Below are 14594 nucleotides of genomic sequence, written 5' to 3'. Positions count from 1 at the left end.
GGCCCGGCCGCGCAGCCCCCGCCGGCGCCCTCCGGGACGACGGCCGAGAAGCCCCCGGCCGCCCTGCCCGCTTCACCCGTGCGGACCAACGCGCCGGCCCCCGTGAACCCCGTCACCGCCCCCAAACCGGCCTCCTCCACGGCGCCGCGCACCGGTGGGTCGTCCAACCGCGTGCGGGCCCGGCTCGCCAGGCTCGGTGTGCAGCGCTCGTCGCCGTACAACCCCGTGCTGGAGCCGCTGCTGCGGACCGTGCGGATCAACGACGCCAAGATCGAGTCCTCGACGCTGCGCCAGATCGAGCGCGCCTACCAGGTCGCCGAGCGCTGGCACCGGGGCCAGAAGCGCAAGAGTGGCGACCCGTACATCACGCACCCCCTCGCGGTGACGACGATCCTCGCCGAGCTGGGCATGGACCCCGCCACCCTGATGGCCGGGCTGCTGCACGACACCGTCGAGGACACCGAGTACGGCCTCGACACCCTGCGCCGCGAGTTCGGCGACCAGGTGGCGCTGCTGGTCGACGGCGTGACCAAGCTCGACAAGGTCAAGTTCGGCGAGGCCGCGCAGGCCGAGACCGTACGCAAGATGGTCGTCGCCATGGCCAAGGACCCCCGGGTCCTGGTCATCAAGCTCGCCGACCGGCTGCACAACATGCGCACCATGCGCTATCTCAAGCGGGAGAAGCAGGAGAAGAAGGCCCGCGAGACGCTGGAGATCTACGCGCCGCTGGCCCACCGCCTGGGCATGAACACCATCAAGTGGGAGCTGGAGGACCTCGCCTTCGCGATCCTCTACCCCAAGATGTACGACGAGATCGTCCGGCTCGTCGCCGAGCGGGCCCCCAAGCGCGACGAATACCTGGCCATAGTGACCGACGAGGTCCAGTCGGACCTGCGCGCCGCCCGTATCAAGGCCACCGTCACGGGCCGGCCGAAGCACTACTACAGCGTCTACCAGAAGATGATCGTCCGGGGCCGGGACTTCGCGGAGATCTACGACCTGGTGGGCATCCGGGTCCTGGTCGACACGGTCCGCGACTGCTACGCGGCGCTCGGCACCGTCCACGCGCGGTGGAATCCGGTCCCCGGCCGGTTCAAGGACTACATCGCGATGCCGAAGTACAACATGTACCAGTCGCTGCACACGACGGTCATCGGACCCAACGGCAAGCCGGTCGAGCTCCAGATCCGTACGTTCGACATGCACCGCCGCGCGGAGTACGGCATCGCCGCGCACTGGAAGTACAAGCAGGAGGCCGTCGCGGGGGCCTCCAAGGTACGCACGGACGTCCCCAGGAACACCGGCAAGGGCGCGGGCCAGGACACCGTCAACGACATGGCGTGGCTGCGCCAGCTCCTCGACTGGCAGAAGGAGACCGAGGACCCCAGCGAGTTCCTGGAGTCGCTGCGCTTCGACCTCTCGCGCAACGAGGTCTTCGTGTTCACGCCGAAGGGCGACGTGATAGCACTGCCGGCCGGTGCCACCCCCGTCGACTTCGCGTACGCGGTCCATACGGAGGTCGGCCACCGGACGATAGGAGCGCGGGTCAACGGGCGGCTCGTACCGCTCGAATCGACCCTCGACAACGGCGACTTGGTGGAGGTCTTCACCTCCAAGGCGTCGGGCGCCGGCCCGTCCCGTGACTGGCTGGGCTTCGTCAAGTCGCCCCGGGCCAGGAACAAGATCCGTGGCTGGTTCTCCAAGGAGCGCCGCGACGAGGCGATCGAGCAGGGCAAGGACGCGATCGCCAAGGCGATGCGCAAGCAGAACCTGCCGATCCAGCGCATCCTGACCGGCGACTCACTGGTCACGCTCGCGCACGAGATGCGCTATCCCGACATCTCGTCCCTGTACGCCGCGATCGGCGAGGGCCATGTGGCCGCGCAGGGCGTCGTGCAGAAACTCGTACAGGCCCTCGGCGGTGAGGAAGCGGCCAACGAGGACATCGCCGAGAGCACCCCGCCCTCCCGCAGCCGCTCGAAGCGCAGGGCGAACAGCGACCCGGGTGTGGTCGTCAAGGGCGTCGAGGACGTCTGGGTGAAGCTCGCCCGCTGCTGTACGCCGGTGCCCGGCGACCCGATCATCGGCTTTGTCACCCGGGGCAGCGGAGTCTCGGTGCACCGCGCCGACTGTGTGAATGTCGACTCGCTCTCCCAGCAGCCCGAGCGGATCCTCGAGGTCGAGTGGGCGCCGACCCAGTCGTCGGTCTTCCTGGTCGCCATCCAGGTCGAGGCGCTCGACCGCTCCCGGCTGCTGTCGGACGTCACGCGCATCCTGTCCGACCAGCACGTCAACATCCTGTCGGCGGCGGTCCAGACGTCCCGCGACCGGGTCGCCACCTCGCGCTTCACCTTCGAGATGGGCGACCCCAAGCACCTGGGGCATGTGCTGAAGGCCGTACGCGGGGTGGAGGGCGTCTACGACGTCTACCGGGTCACCTCGGCCCGCAGGCCGTAGCGAGGCCGTGGCGCGTCCCGCAGGAGCACGCGCCACGGCTGGACGCCTGACGCGGAAATCCCTCCGCGCGGTCCCGGGAAGGGACACACGGGGAGGGATTTCCGCGTCAGGCCGCGGGTGGTGCCGCGGGCGGGTGTCAGCCGCCGAACTCCTGGAGGCCCTTCAGCGCCTGGTCCAGCAGGGCCTGCCGGCCCTCCAGCTCCCTGGCGAGCTTGTCCGCCCTGGAGTTGTTGCCCGAGGCGCGCGCCGCGTCGATCTGCGTGCGCAGCTTGTCGACCGCGGCCTGGAGCTGCCCGGTGAGCCCGGCGGCACGCGCACGCGCCTCCGGGTTCGTCCGGCGCCACTCGTTCTCCTCGGTCTCCTGAAGCGCCCGCTCGACGGTCTGCATCCGGCCCTCGATCCTGGGCCGCGCGTCACGCGGCACATGGCCGACGGCCTCCCAGCGTTCGTTGATGGCCCGGAAGGCCGCCCGCGCCGCCTTGAGATCCCGTACCGGCACCAGGCGTTCGGCCTCGACCGCGAGCTCCTCCTTGAGCTTGAGGTTCTCGGTCTGCTCGGCGTCACGCTCGGCGAAGACCTCACCACGCGCGGCGAAGAAGACGTCCTGGGCGCCGCGGAAGCGGTTCCACAGATCGTCCTCGGCCTCGCGCTGGGCGCGGCCCGCCGCCTTCCACTCCGTCATCAGATCGCGGTAGCGCGCCGCCGTCGTGGCCCAGTCCGTGGAGCCGGAGAGCGCCTCGGCCTCGGTGACGAGCTTCTCCTTGGCCTTACGGGCATCCTCACGCTGCGCGTCGAGCGCGGCGAAATGGGCCTTGCGGCGCTTGGAGAAGGCGGAGCGCGCGTGCGAGAAGCGGTGCCACAGCTCGTCGTCGGACTTCCGGTCGAGCCTCGGCAGGCCCTTCCAGGTGTCCACGAGCGCGCGCAGCCGCTCACCGGCCGACCGCCACTGGTCGCTCTGCGCCAGCTCCTCGGCCTCGGTGACGAGAGCCTCCTTGGCGAGCCGCGACTCGTCGGTCTGCTTCGCGCGCTGCGCCTTGCGCTCCTCACGGCGCGCGTCGACCGTCGCGACAAGGGCGTCGAGCCGGCCGCGCAGCGCTTCGAGGTCACCCACGGAGTGGTGCTCGTCGACCTGGCCGCGCAGGTGGTCGATGGCCGCCGTCGCGTCCTTCGCCGACAGGTCGGTGGTCTTCACCCGCCGTTCGAGGAGGCCGATCTCGACAACCAGGCCCTCGTACTTGCGCTCGAAATAGGCCAGCGCCTCATCCGGAGAGCCTGCTTGCCAGGATCCGACGACCTGCTCGCCCTCGGCCGTACGCACGTACACGGTGCCCGTCTCGTCGACGCGGCCCCACGGGTCGCTGCTCACAGCGCCTCCTCCACCTGATGCCGCGGGGGAGTTCGCCCCCGGGCATCGTCCACAGTTTCCAGGGGCGGGCAGCGCCCGCCCTGCACAACGCCAATCTAGGTGACCGGCCGCCCGGCTGTCCGCACTCAGCACGGCCGAAATTCATTCCGAGGTCATGCCTTGTCGACGGTGACCTTCGTGAGGGTGACGGGCTTCTTGGGGGCACCGTCCCCGTTGGCACCGTCGGCCCCGGCCTTCGCCACGTCCTTCACGATGGCGAGCCCGGCCGCGCTCATGGTCCCGAACGGCGTGTAGGTCGGGGGGAGTTTGGTGTCCTTGTAGACCAGGAAGAACTGGCTGCCGCCGGTGTGCGGCTGTCCGGTGTTGGCCATCGCGACCGTGCCCGGCGGGTAGGTGACGGTGCTGTCGGCGGCCGGTTTGCCGAGCGCCGTCAGGTTCTCGTCGGGGAGCGTGTAGCCGGGGCCACCGCTGCCGTCGCCCTTCGGATCGCCGCACTGGAGGACGTAAATACCCTGCGTGGTCAGCCGGTGGCACTTCGTCTTGTTGAAGTACCCCTTGTCGGCGAGGGCCTTGAACGAGTTCGTGGTGTGCGGCGTCTTCTTCGCGTCCATCGCGATGTCGATGTCGCCCAGGTTCGTCTTCAGGGACATCGTGTACTTCGCCGACTTGTCGATCGTCATCTTCGGCTCGGGCACGGTCGCCGAGGGGGACGGCGTGGGCGTGGGCGGGGCGGAAGGTGAGGCGGCGGGCGCCGCCTTGTCCTGGCTGTCGTCGCTGGAGAAACCGCCGGCGGCGAACGTCACGCCTCCGGCGACCACCACGACGGCCAGCACCGAAGCGATGATGACATTGCGTCGCTGGGCCTTCTTGCGGGCCTGGGCCCGGCGCTGCTGCTGCCGCTCGAACTTCTCCCGGGCGAGCTGCCGCCGCCGCTGATCGTTGTTGACCACCGGGTCTTCTCCTCCATATGTCATGTGATGCGCTGCGTGGCCCGAACCGGTCCCTGTCCGGCCTGGCCCCGTACGGTATATGGGTTAGCTGTGGAATGAGCAGCGCCGGTAGGCTCTTGATCTGCCGCATTCTTTCGACGGACGACTTATAAGGACGATCGTGCTCATTGCCGGGTTCCCGGCCGGGGCCTGGGGGACCAATTGTTATCTGGTCGCCCCCGCCGCGGGCGAGGAGTGCGTGATCATCGACCCCGGCCACCAGGCCACTCAGGGCGTCGCCGACGCGGTGCGCAAGCACCGTCTCAAGCCGGTCGCCGTGGTACTCACGCACGGCCATATCGATCATGTCGCCTCGGTCGTCCCGGTGTGCGGGGCGCACGGGGTGTCCGCGTGGATCCACCCGGCCGACCGCTACATGATGAGCGACCCCGAGAAGGGCCTCGGCCGCTCCATCGGGATGCCGCTGATGGGCGAGCTGACCGTGGGGGAGCCGGACGGTGTGGAGGAGCTGACCGACGGCGCCGCGCTGAGGCTGGCGGGTCTTGACTTCGCCGTCTCGCACGCGCCCGGCCATACGAAGGGGTCGGTGACCTTCGGACTGCCCGAGTCCGCCGGCGGGGACGACATCCCGCCGGTGCTCTTCTCGGGCGATCTGCTGTTCGCCGGCTCCGTCGGACGCACCGACCTGCCGGGCGGCGACCACGCCGAGATGATCGAGTCGCTGGGCCGTGTGTGCCTGCCGCTCGACGACTCGACCGTGGTGCTGTCCGGCCACGGCCCCCAGACGACCATCGGCCAGGAGCGCGCCACCAACCCGTATCTGCGGGAGCTGGCCGCCGCCCGCGCGAGCGACGGCGGCCCGGCCGCTCCTCCGCGACGAGGAATGTGACACAGCGATTTCCATGAGTACTTTTCAGGCCCCCAAGGGCACGTACGACCTGATCCCGCCGGACTCGGCGGTCTTCCTCGCGGTGCGCGAGGCGATCTCGGCGCCGCTGAAGAACTCCGGCTACGGGTACGTCGAGACGCCCGGATTCGAGAACGTCGAGCTGTTCGCCCGCGGTGTCGGCGAGTCGACGGACATCGTCACCAAGGAGATGTACGCCTTCGAGACCAAGGGCGGCGACAAGCTCGCCCTGCGCCCCGAAGGCACCGCCTCCGTCCTGCGCGCTGCGCTGGAGGCGAATCTGCACAAGCTCGGCAACCTGCCGGTCAAGCTCTGGTACTCCGGCTCGTACTACCGCTACGAACGCCCCCAGAAGGGCCGTTACCGGCACTTCTCCCAGGTCGGCGCCGAGGCGATCGGTGCCGAGGACCCGGCGCTCGACGCCGAGTTGATCATCCTGGCGGACCAGGCGTACCGGGCGCTCGGGCTGCGCACCTTCCGCATCCTGCTCAACTCGCTGGGCGACCAGGAGTGCAGGCCCGTCTACCGCGAGGCGCTCCAGGGCTTCCTGCGCGGTCTCGACCTGGACGAGGAGACGCGCCGCCGTATCGACATCAACCCGCTGCGGGTGCTCGACGACAAGCGCCCCGCCGTACAGAGTCAACTCGTCGGCGCCCCGGCACTCCGCGACTATTTGTGCGACGCGTGCAAGGCGTACCACGAGGAGGTACGCGAACTGCTGTCCACCGCCGGTGTGGTGTACGAGGACGACGAACGGCTGGTCCGCGGCCTCGACTACTACACCCGCACCACCTTCGAGTTCGTCCACGACGGACTCGGCGCCCAGTCCGCCGTGGGCGGCGGCGGCCGGTACGACGGGCTGTCGGAGATGATCGGCGGCCCAGCTCTCCCGTCGGTCGGCTGGGCGCTGGGTGTGGACCGTACGGTGCTCGCGCTGGAGGCCGAGGGCATCACCCTCGACCTGCCGCCGACCACCAGTGTCTTCGCCGTACCGCTGGGCGAGGAGGCCAGGCGCATCCTGTTCGGGATCGTCACCGACCTGCGCAGGGCGGGCGTCGCGGCCGACTTCAGCTACGGCTCCAAGGGGCTCAAGGGCGCCATGAAGAGCGCCAACAGGTCCGGCGCCCGGTTCACCCTCGTCGCGGGCGAGCGCGATCTCGCCGAGGGTGTGGCACAGCTCAAGGACATGGAGAGCGGCGAGCAGGGACCGGTCGCGCTCGACGCGGTCGTGGCGGAGCTCACGCGCCGGCTCGGCTGAGCGTCCTCCGTAGGAGAAGGGCCCGGACGGTGACCGTCCGGGCCCTTCTCCGTCGTCGGGACCTGTCGTTTTTGCTGATGTTCACACCTGAGTACTGATCGGCCTTTATCCGTATCCAACGGTGGCGGGTCCGCGTGTGCGGCACAATGACTCTGCCCCCACGGACCACCGATCGATGGAACAGCGATATGACGAGTGCAGCGCTTGACGATGTCTCCTCCGAGCGTGAGGAGGGCAGCGACGACGCCGTGACCAGGACCGGCGCCGGCCGCGCGTTCGCGCTGCTGCTGGTGATCACGGGCGCGGCCGGTACGCTGGCCGCCTGGGTGATCACGCTGGACAAGTTCAAGCTGCTGGAGAACCCGAACTTCGTTCCCGGGTGCAGCCTGAACCCGGTGGTCTCGTGCGGCAGCGTGATGAAGAGCGCGCAGGCCTCGGCCTTCGGCTTCCCGAACCCGATGCTCGGCCTCGTCACGTACCCCGTGGTCATCGCCGTCGGCATGGCGCTGCTGGCCGGTGCCCGCTACCGGGGCTGGTTCTGGCTCGGCCTCAACGCGGGCACGCTGTTCGGCGTCGGCTTCTGCACCTGGCTCCAGTATCAGTCGCTCTACAACATCAACGCCCTCTGCCTGTGGTGCAGCCTCGCCTGGGTCGGCACGATCGTGATGTTCTGGTACGTGACCTCGCACAACATCCGCAACCGCATCCTGCCCGCGCCGGCCTGGCTGCGCGGTTTCCTGAGCGAGTTCACCTGGGTCCTGCCGGTCCTGCACCTCGGCGTGATCGGGATGCTCATCCTGACGCGCTGGTGGGACTTCTGGACGAGCTGAGCGGGGACCGGGCCCCGCGCCCGTCGCCGTACCCGCGGGACCTCGGCTCCGCCCCGAACAGCGTTGTCAGTGCGCTGGCATAGGCTTCAACCGTGGAGCCAGACCTCTTTACCGCAGCAGCCGAGGAACGCCAGGAGAAGGACCCGTCCAGCAGTCCCCTGGCCGTCCGGATGCGCCCGCGTGTCCTGGACGAAGTCGTGGGCCAGCAGCATCTGCTGAAGCCCGGATCCCCGATGCGCCGCCTGGTGGACCTGGCGTCCGAGGGCGGTGGCGGCCCGGCAGGGCCCTCGTCCGTGATCCTCTGGGGCCCGCCCGGCACCGGAAAGACGACCCTCGCCTATGTCGTCTCCAAGGCGACAAACAAGCGTTTCGTCGAGCTGTCGGCGATCACCGCGGGCGTCAAGGAGGTCCGGTCGGTCATCGAGGGGGCCCGCCGCGCCTCCGGCGGTTACGGCAAGGAGACCGTCCTCTTCCTCGACGAGATCCACCGCTTCAGCAAGGCACAGCAGGACTCTCTGCTGCCGGCGGTGGAGAACCGCTGGGTGACGCTCATCGCCGCCACCACGGAGAACCCGTACTTCTCGATCATCTCCCCGCTCCTGTCGCGCTCGCTGCTCCTCACGCTGGAGTCGCTCACCGACGACGACCTGCGGAGCCTGCTGCGCCGGGCGCTCACCGAGGAGCGCGGACTCGGCGGCGCCGTGACCCTGCCCGAGGACTCCGAGGCGCACCTGCTGCGGATCGCGGGCGGTGACGCCCGGCGCGCGCTGACCGCGCTGGAGGCCGCCGCAGGCGCCGCGCTCTCCAAGGGCGAGGCGGAGATCACCCTCGTCACGGTGGAGGAGACCGTCGACCGCGCCGCCGTGGCGTACGACCGCGACGGCGACCAGCACTACGACGTGGCGAGCGCGCTCATCAAGTCGATCCGCGGTTCCGACGTGGACGCGGCGCTGCACTACCTGGCCCGGATGATCGACGCCGGGGAGGACCCCCGGTTCATCGCCAGGCGGCTGATGATCTCGGCGAGCGAGGACATCGGCCTCGCGGACCCCATGGCGCTGCCGCTCGCTGTCGCCGCCGCCCAGGCCGTGGCCATGATCGGCTTTCCCGAGGCGGCCCTCACCCTCAGCCACGCCACCATCGCGCTGGCGCTGGCACCCAAGTCGAACGCGGCGACGACGGCGATCTCGGGAGCCCTCGAAGACGTGAAGAAGGGCATCGCCGGCGCCGTACCGCCCCACCTGCGCGACGGTCACTACAAAGGCGCGGCCAAGCTCGGCCACGCTCAGGGCTACATCTATCCGCACGACGTGCCGGGCGGTATCGCGGCGCAGGAGTACGCGCCCGAGGGCATCCAGGGCAAGCAGTACTACGAACCGACGCGGTACGGCGCCGAGGCGCGGTACGCCGACGTGGCCGAGATGGTGCGCGGGCGGCTGCGCGGCGGCTCGTCCTGACGCGTCACGGCGACAGTCGTCAGGAGGCGGCGGCGTCGAAGAGTGTGTGCATCGCCCGGCGCAGCTCGTTCACGTTCCGCACCGGCTCGGGGAAGTCGAAGCGCGCGTCGAAGCAGTGCACACCGGTGAACCGGACGCGCAGCCCGAAGCGGTCGAGCGCGACCGGCACGGCGGCCGTGCCCGCCCCCGAGTGCTCGTCGGCCCGCGCTCCGAGCAGCTCGCGCAGCTTCCGCACCTCGGCGCCGTGCGCGGAGTGGAGGTGCTGGAGCAGCTCGGCCTCGTACGCCACCAGCGGATCGGCGACGGCGGCCGCGAGGTCGGCGGGCTCCACCCGCTCGGCGCCCCAGAGGTCGTCCACGCACGCCTCGGTGACCTCCAGCCGCAGGATCACGCTCCCGGGCCCCGCCGCAGTCCCCGCGGCCCGGGTCAGCCGCCCCGAGACCCAGGCGCGGCCCCGGATACGGTGAGGAACGGAGACCGGCGCGACGTCGGTGATCTCCAGTACGGCGGGCCGCCCGCCGTCCCACTCGTACGGGACGGAGCGGGCCGCGGGGGAGTCCTCGGCGAGGGTCAGGAGGATCGCGCCGTCGGGGCCGACCGATCGCTCGTCGGGCATGAGCTGGTCCCGCTGTGTGCCGTCGGGTGCCCCCTCCGGGGCCGGAATGATCAGCACCGATGAGCATGTACTCTGTAGATGAGTTCGTGTGCGCTCGGCTGCTGACGGCATCCGGGCGATTTCAAGCCCGCTGGGACGCGGCTGACCATGAGCTGATCGGACCTCCGTCGATTCGGCGCCCTGCGGGGCGTCGTGGCTGTCTGTGATGCGTGTGGTGTTCCCAGGGCGAGACATGCGATCTCCTTGAGTAAGGTGAGCCTAACCTAACCTACATGGAGGTCTGGAGAACGTGCCTAACCAGTCGCGTCCCAAGGTCAAGAAGTCACGCGCGCTCGGTATCGCGCTGACGCCGAAGGCTGTCAAGTACTTCGAGGCCCGTCCGTACCCGCCCGGCGAGCACGGCCGTGGACGCAAGCAGAACAGTGACTACAAGGTCCGTCTGCTCGAGAAGCAGCGCCTGCGCGCCCAGTACGACATCAGCGAGCGCCAGATGGCCCGCGCCTACGACCGCGCCAAGAAGGCCGACGGCAAGACGGGCGAGGCTCTGGTCATCGAGCTCGAGCGCCGCCTCGACGCCCTGGTCCTGCGTTCGGGCATCGCCCGCACCATCTACCAGGCCCGTCAGATGGTCGTCCACGGCCACATCGAGGTCAACGGTGGCAAGGTCGACAAGCCGTCCTTCCGCGTCCGTCCCGACGACGTCGTGATGGTCCGCGAGCGCAGCCGCGACAAGGTCCCCTTCCAGGTCGCCCGCGAGGGTGGCTACGACACGGACGGCGAGACCCCGCGCTACCTCCAGGTCAACCTGAAGGCGCTGGCGTTCCGTCTGGACCGCGACCCGAACCGCAAGGAAATCCCGGTCATCTGCGACGAGCAGTTGGTCGTCGAGTACTACGCCCGCTGATCAAGGCGTAGCTCCTCACCTCTTCACGCGGTGCTTCGGCCCGCCGCTCCAGCGCCGCTCGTCGGCGGGGGAGTCGGCGGGCTTCCGCGTTCCCGGGCGCGCGCCGCCGCGCGTAATGCGGTACAGCACGCGAGTTGCGGCGCGATAGGCTCGGAAGAGGATTCGCCAGTCGGCCGCTTGCCGCCCGACCGCGAGCCTCCCCCCAGCAGGACCCCTGACGACGGGGCCCCTACAACCAGAGAGCGGTGCAGCGTGACCGGTGGAGAGGTTGCCGGGATCCTGGTGGCCGTCTTCTGGGCGATCCTGGTCTCCTTCCTCGCCGTGGTGCTGGTGAGGCTGGCCCAGACGCTCAAGGCGACCACCAAGCTCGTGGCGGACGTGACCGAACAGGCGGTGCCCCTGCTCGCCGACGCCTCGGCGACGGTCCGCGCGGCGCAGACCCAGCTCGACCGCGTCGACGCCATCGCCACGGACGTCCAGGAAGTGACCTCCAACGCGTCGGCGCTCTCCTCGACGGTCGCCTCGACCTTCGGCGGCCCGCTCGTCAAGGTCGCCGCCTTCGGCTACGCCGTACGCCGGGCCGTGGGACGCAAGGGCGAGGGGGCCCCGGCGGACGAGTCCGCCGAGCGCTCCAGGACCCGGGTCGTCGTCGGCCGTACCGTCCCCTCCGCCAGGCGCAGGAATAAGAAGGGCTGACGCAGCGATGTTCCGCCGTACGTTCTGGTTCACAGCGGGCGCAGCGGCCGGCGTGTGGGCCACCACCAAGGTCAACCGCAAGATCAGGCAGCTCACCCCGGAGAGCCTCGCCGCGCAGGCGGCGAACAAGGCGATCGACGCCGGGCACCGGCTCAAGGACTTCGCCGTCGAGATCAAAACCGGAATGGACCGGCGCGAGGCCGAACTCGGCGAGGCGCTCGGTCTCAAGGGACCGGACCACTCCGCGCTCCCCGCGCGGCCACGGATCGTGGCCATAGAGCCCACCGTCCACCCGCGCATCACGCACTCCGACCAATCGCACAACCGGAATGAGGACCACTGATGGAGTCGGCTGAAATCCGCCGCCGCTGGCTGAGCTTCTTCGAGGAGCGCGGGCACACCGTCGTGCCTTCGGCGTCGCTCATCGCTGACGACCCGACTCTGCTGCTGGTCCCGGCGGGCATGGTGCCCTTCAAGCCGTACTTCCTCGGCGAGGTCAAGCCGCCCGCCCCGCGCGCCACCAGCGTGCAGAAGTGCGTGCGTACGCCGGACATCGAAGAGGTCGGCAAGACCACCCGGCACGGCACGTTCTTCCAGATGTGCGGCAACTTCTCCTTCGGGGACTACTTCAAGGAAGGTGCCATCCGCTACGCCTGGGAGTTGCTCACCAACTCCGTGGCCGACGGCGGCTTCGGCCTGGAGCCCGAGAAGATCTGGATCACCGTCTACCTCGACGACGACGAGGCCGAGGCGATCTGGCGCGACCAGATCGGCGTACCCGCCGAGCGCATCCAGCGCCTGGGCAAGAAGGACAACTTCTGGTCCATGGGCGTCCCCGGACCCTGCGGGCCCTGCTCCGAGATCAACTACGACCGGGGCCCCGAGTTCGGCGTCGAGGGCGGCCCCGCCGTCAACGACGAGCGCTACGTGGAGATCTGGAACCTGGTCTTCATGCAGTACGAGCGCGGCGCCGGCGAGGACAAGGAAGACTTCCCGATCCTTGGCGACCTCCCGTCGAAGAACATCGACACCGGCCTCGGCCTCGAACGCCTCGCCATGGTCCTCCAGGGCGTCGAGAACCTGTACGAGATCGACACCTCGATGGCCGTCATCGAGAAGGCCACCGAACTGACCGGCGTGCGCTACGGAGCCGCCCACGCCTCTGACGTCTCGCTGCGGGTCGTCACCGACCACATGCGTACGTCGGTGATGCTCATCGGCGACGGCGTCACCCCCGGCAACGAGGGCCGTGGCTACGTGCTGCGCCGCATCATGCGGCGCGCCATCCGCAACATGCGGCTGCTCGGCGCCACCGAGCCGGTCGTCGCCGACCTGGTCGACGTGGTCATCGAGACCATGGGCGAGCAGTACCCGGAGCTGCGGACCGAGCGCAAGCGCATCGAGACCGTCGCCCTCGCCGAGGAGGCCGCCTTCCTCAAGGCCATCAAGGGCGGCACCAACATCCTCGACACCGCCGTCACCGAGACCAAGGCCGCCGGCGGCACGGTCCTCTCCGGCGACCGCGCCTTCCTGCTGCACGACACCTGGGGCTTCCCCATCGACCTCACCCTGGAGATGGCCTCCGAACAGGGCCTCTCCGTGGACGAGGACGGCTTCCGCCGTCTGATGAAGGAGCAGCGGGAGCGGGCCAAGGCCGACGCCAGGGCCAAGAAGTCCGGCCACGCCGACCTCTCCGCCTACCGCGCCGTCGCCGACGCCTCCGGTTCCACCGAGTTCACCGGCTACACCGCCACGGAGAACGAGTCGAGCGTCGTCGGCCTGCTCGTCGACGGTGTGCCCTCGCCGGCCGCCCTTGAGGGCGACGAGATCGAACTCATCCTCGACCGCACGCCGTTCTACGCCGAGGGCGGCGGCCAGCTCGCCGACCAGGGCCGGATCAGGCTCGACTCCGGCGCCGTCGTCGAGGTCAGGGACGTACAGCAGCCGGTCCCCGGCATCTCCGTGCACAAGGGCACCGTGCAGGTCGGCGAGGTCACGATCGGAGCTTCCGCTTTCGCCACGATCGACCTCCGCCGCCGCCGCGCCATCGCCCGCGCCCACAGCGCCACGCACCTCACGCACCAGGCGCTGCGCGATGCTCTCGGCCCGACGGCCGCCCAGGCCGGTTCCGAGAACTCACCGGGCCGGTTCCGCTTCGACTTCGGTTCGCCCGCCGCCGTACCCGGCACGGTGCTCACCGATGTCGAGCAGAAGATCAACGAAGTGCTCTCCCGCGAACTCGACGTCCAGGCCGAGGTCATGTCGATCGACGAGGCCAAGAAGCAGGGGGCCATCGCCGAGTTCGGCGAGAAGTACGGCGAGCGCGTACGTGTCGTGACCATCGGCGACTTCTCCAAGGAGCTGTGCGGCGGTACGCACGTCAAGAACACCGCCCAGCTCGGCCTGGTGAAGCTGCTCGGCGAGTCGTCCATCGGCTCCGGTGTGCGCCGCATCGAGGCTCTGGTCGGTGTGGACGCCTACAACTTCCTCGCCAGGGAGCACACGGTCGTCGCCCAGCTCCAGGAGCTGGTCAAGGGCCGCTCCGACGAGCTGCCGGAGAAGATCTCCGGGATGCTCGGCAAGCTGCGGGACGCCGAGAAGGAGATCGAGAAGTTCCGCGCCGAGAAGGTACTCGCCGCCGCCGCCGGACTCGCCGACACCGCCAAGGACGTACGCGGTACGGCCCTGGTGACCGGCCAGGTCCCCGACGGCACCTCCGCCGACGACCTGCGCAGGCTGGTCCTCGACGTACGCGGCCGGATCCCCGGCGACCGGCCCGCCGTGGTCGCGCTGTTCACCACGTTGGGCGGTCGCCCGCTGACCGTGATCGCCACCAACGAGGCCGCTCGTGAGCGCGGGCTCAAGGCCGGTGACCTGGTCCGTACGGCCGCCAAGACCCTCGGCGGCGGCGGTGGCGGCAAGCCGGACGTCGCCCAGGGAGGCGGCCAGAACGCCGCCGCCATCGGTGACGCCGTGGCGGCTGTCGAGCGCCTCGTCGCCGAAACGGCCTGACCGGCCGTGCGACGCGGACGCCGGCTGGCGATCGACGTCGGGGACGCCCGGATCGGGGTCGCCTCGTGCGACCCCGACGGGATCCTCGCCACCCCGGTGGAGACCGTGCCGGGACGTGATGTCCCGGCCGCCCACCGGCGG

General features: G+C 69.8%; 13 protein-coding genes. 10 read left to right on the top strand and 3 right to left on the bottom strand.

The features are described from left to right. The coding region (locus QR77_RS05335; protein WP_040027352.1) for a bifunctional (p)ppGpp synthetase/guanosine-3',5'-bis(diphosphate) 3'-pyrophosphohydrolase at nt 1-2457 on the top strand (2457 nt) is incomplete at its 5' end. 136 nt (nt 2458-2593) lie between these two features. Here QR77_RS05335 and QR77_RS05330 read toward each other — a convergent pair. After that, on the bottom strand, nt 2594-3823 hold the full coding sequence (locus QR77_RS05330) for a DUF349 domain-containing protein (RefSeq protein WP_040019954.1): 1230 nt from the start codon (nt 3821-3823) through the stop codon (nt 2594-2596). 152 nt (nt 3824-3975) lie between these two features. Continuing rightward, nucleotides 3976-4773: a peptidylprolyl isomerase gene (locus QR77_RS05325; protein ID WP_040019953.1), complete on the bottom strand. Its 798-nt coding sequence runs from the start codon at nt 4771-4773 to the stop codon at nt 3976-3978. Between the two features lie 160 nt (nt 4774-4933). Between QR77_RS05325 and QR77_RS05320 the strand changes: the two genes are divergently transcribed. The 4 genes from QR77_RS05320 to QR77_RS05305 all read left to right on the top strand — a co-directional run bounded on the left by QR77_RS05320 (nt 4934) and on the right by QR77_RS05305 (nt 9225). Further along, a complete protein-coding gene (locus tag QR77_RS05320; protein ID WP_040019952.1) occupies nt 4934-5662 on the top strand; it encodes an MBL fold metallo-hydrolase in 729 nt (242 codons plus the stop codon). A 13-nt stretch (nt 5663-5675) separates the two neighbouring features. Next, nucleotides 5676-6938 carry a histidine--tRNA ligase gene (hisS, locus tag QR77_RS05315; protein WP_040019950.1) on the top strand — a complete coding sequence of 421 codons (1263 nt, stop codon included), beginning with the start codon at nt 5676-5678 and terminating at the stop codon, nt 6936-6938. A gap of 188 nt (nt 6939-7126) precedes the next feature. Further along, on the top strand, nt 7127-7768 hold the full coding sequence (locus QR77_RS05310) for a vitamin K epoxide reductase family protein (RefSeq protein ID WP_040019948.1): 642 nt from the start codon (nt 7127-7129) through the stop codon (nt 7766-7768). Between the two features lie 92 nt (nt 7769-7860). Further along, nucleotides 7861-9225, top strand: a complete 1365-nt coding sequence (locus QR77_RS05305) for a replication-associated recombination protein A (RefSeq protein ID WP_040019947.1) — start codon at nt 7861-7863, stop codon at nt 9223-9225. Nucleotides 9226-9244: 19 nt separating this feature from the next. On the opposite strand, the gene QR77_RS05300 is transcribed toward QR77_RS05305, so the two are convergent. Next, the gene (locus tag QR77_RS05300; protein ID WP_040019945.1) at nt 9245-9952 is read right to left on the bottom strand and encodes a DUF2470 domain-containing protein; all 708 of its coding nucleotides are present in this window, start codon (nt 9950-9952) and stop codon (nt 9245-9247) included. Between the two features lie 178 nt (nt 9953-10130). Between QR77_RS05300 and rpsD the strand changes: the two genes are divergently transcribed. From rpsD to ruvX, 5 genes are all read left to right on the top strand, one after another. Beyond that, nucleotides 10131-10745 (top strand): 30S ribosomal protein S4, encoded by a 615-nt coding sequence (gene rpsD, locus QR77_RS05295; RefSeq protein WP_040019944.1) that lies wholly within the window; start codon nt 10131-10133, stop codon nt 10743-10745. 252 nt (nt 10746-10997) lie between these two features. After that, a complete protein-coding gene (locus QR77_RS05290; RefSeq protein WP_040019943.1) occupies nt 10998-11441 on the top strand; it encodes a DUF948 domain-containing protein in 444 nt (147 codons plus the stop codon). Nucleotides 11442-11448: 7 nt separating this feature from the next. Continuing rightward, the gene (locus QR77_RS05285) at nt 11449-11784 is read left to right on the top strand and encodes a DUF6167 family protein (RefSeq protein ID WP_040019942.1); all 336 of its coding nucleotides are present in this window, start codon (nt 11449-11451) and stop codon (nt 11782-11784) included. Then, complete coding sequence (gene alaS / locus QR77_RS05280) at nt 11784-14453, top strand: alanine--tRNA ligase (protein ID WP_040019941.1); 2670 nt, start codon at nt 11784-11786, stop codon at nt 14451-14453. The genes QR77_RS05285 and alaS overlap by 1 nt, the downstream gene beginning before the upstream one ends. Before the next feature lie 6 nt (nt 14454-14459). Beyond that, the coding region (gene ruvX / locus QR77_RS05275) for a Holliday junction resolvase RuvX (protein WP_040019939.1) at nt 14460-14594 on the top strand (135 nt) is incomplete at its 3' end.

The sequence above is a fragment of the Streptomyces sp. 150FB genome (genome assembly GCF_000818195.1).
Taxonomy (GTDB): domain Bacteria; phylum Actinomycetota; class Actinomycetes; order Streptomycetales; family Streptomycetaceae; genus Streptomyces.
Note: the sequence above shows the minus strand (reverse complement) of the source record. Positions and strands in the feature narration are given on the sequence as shown.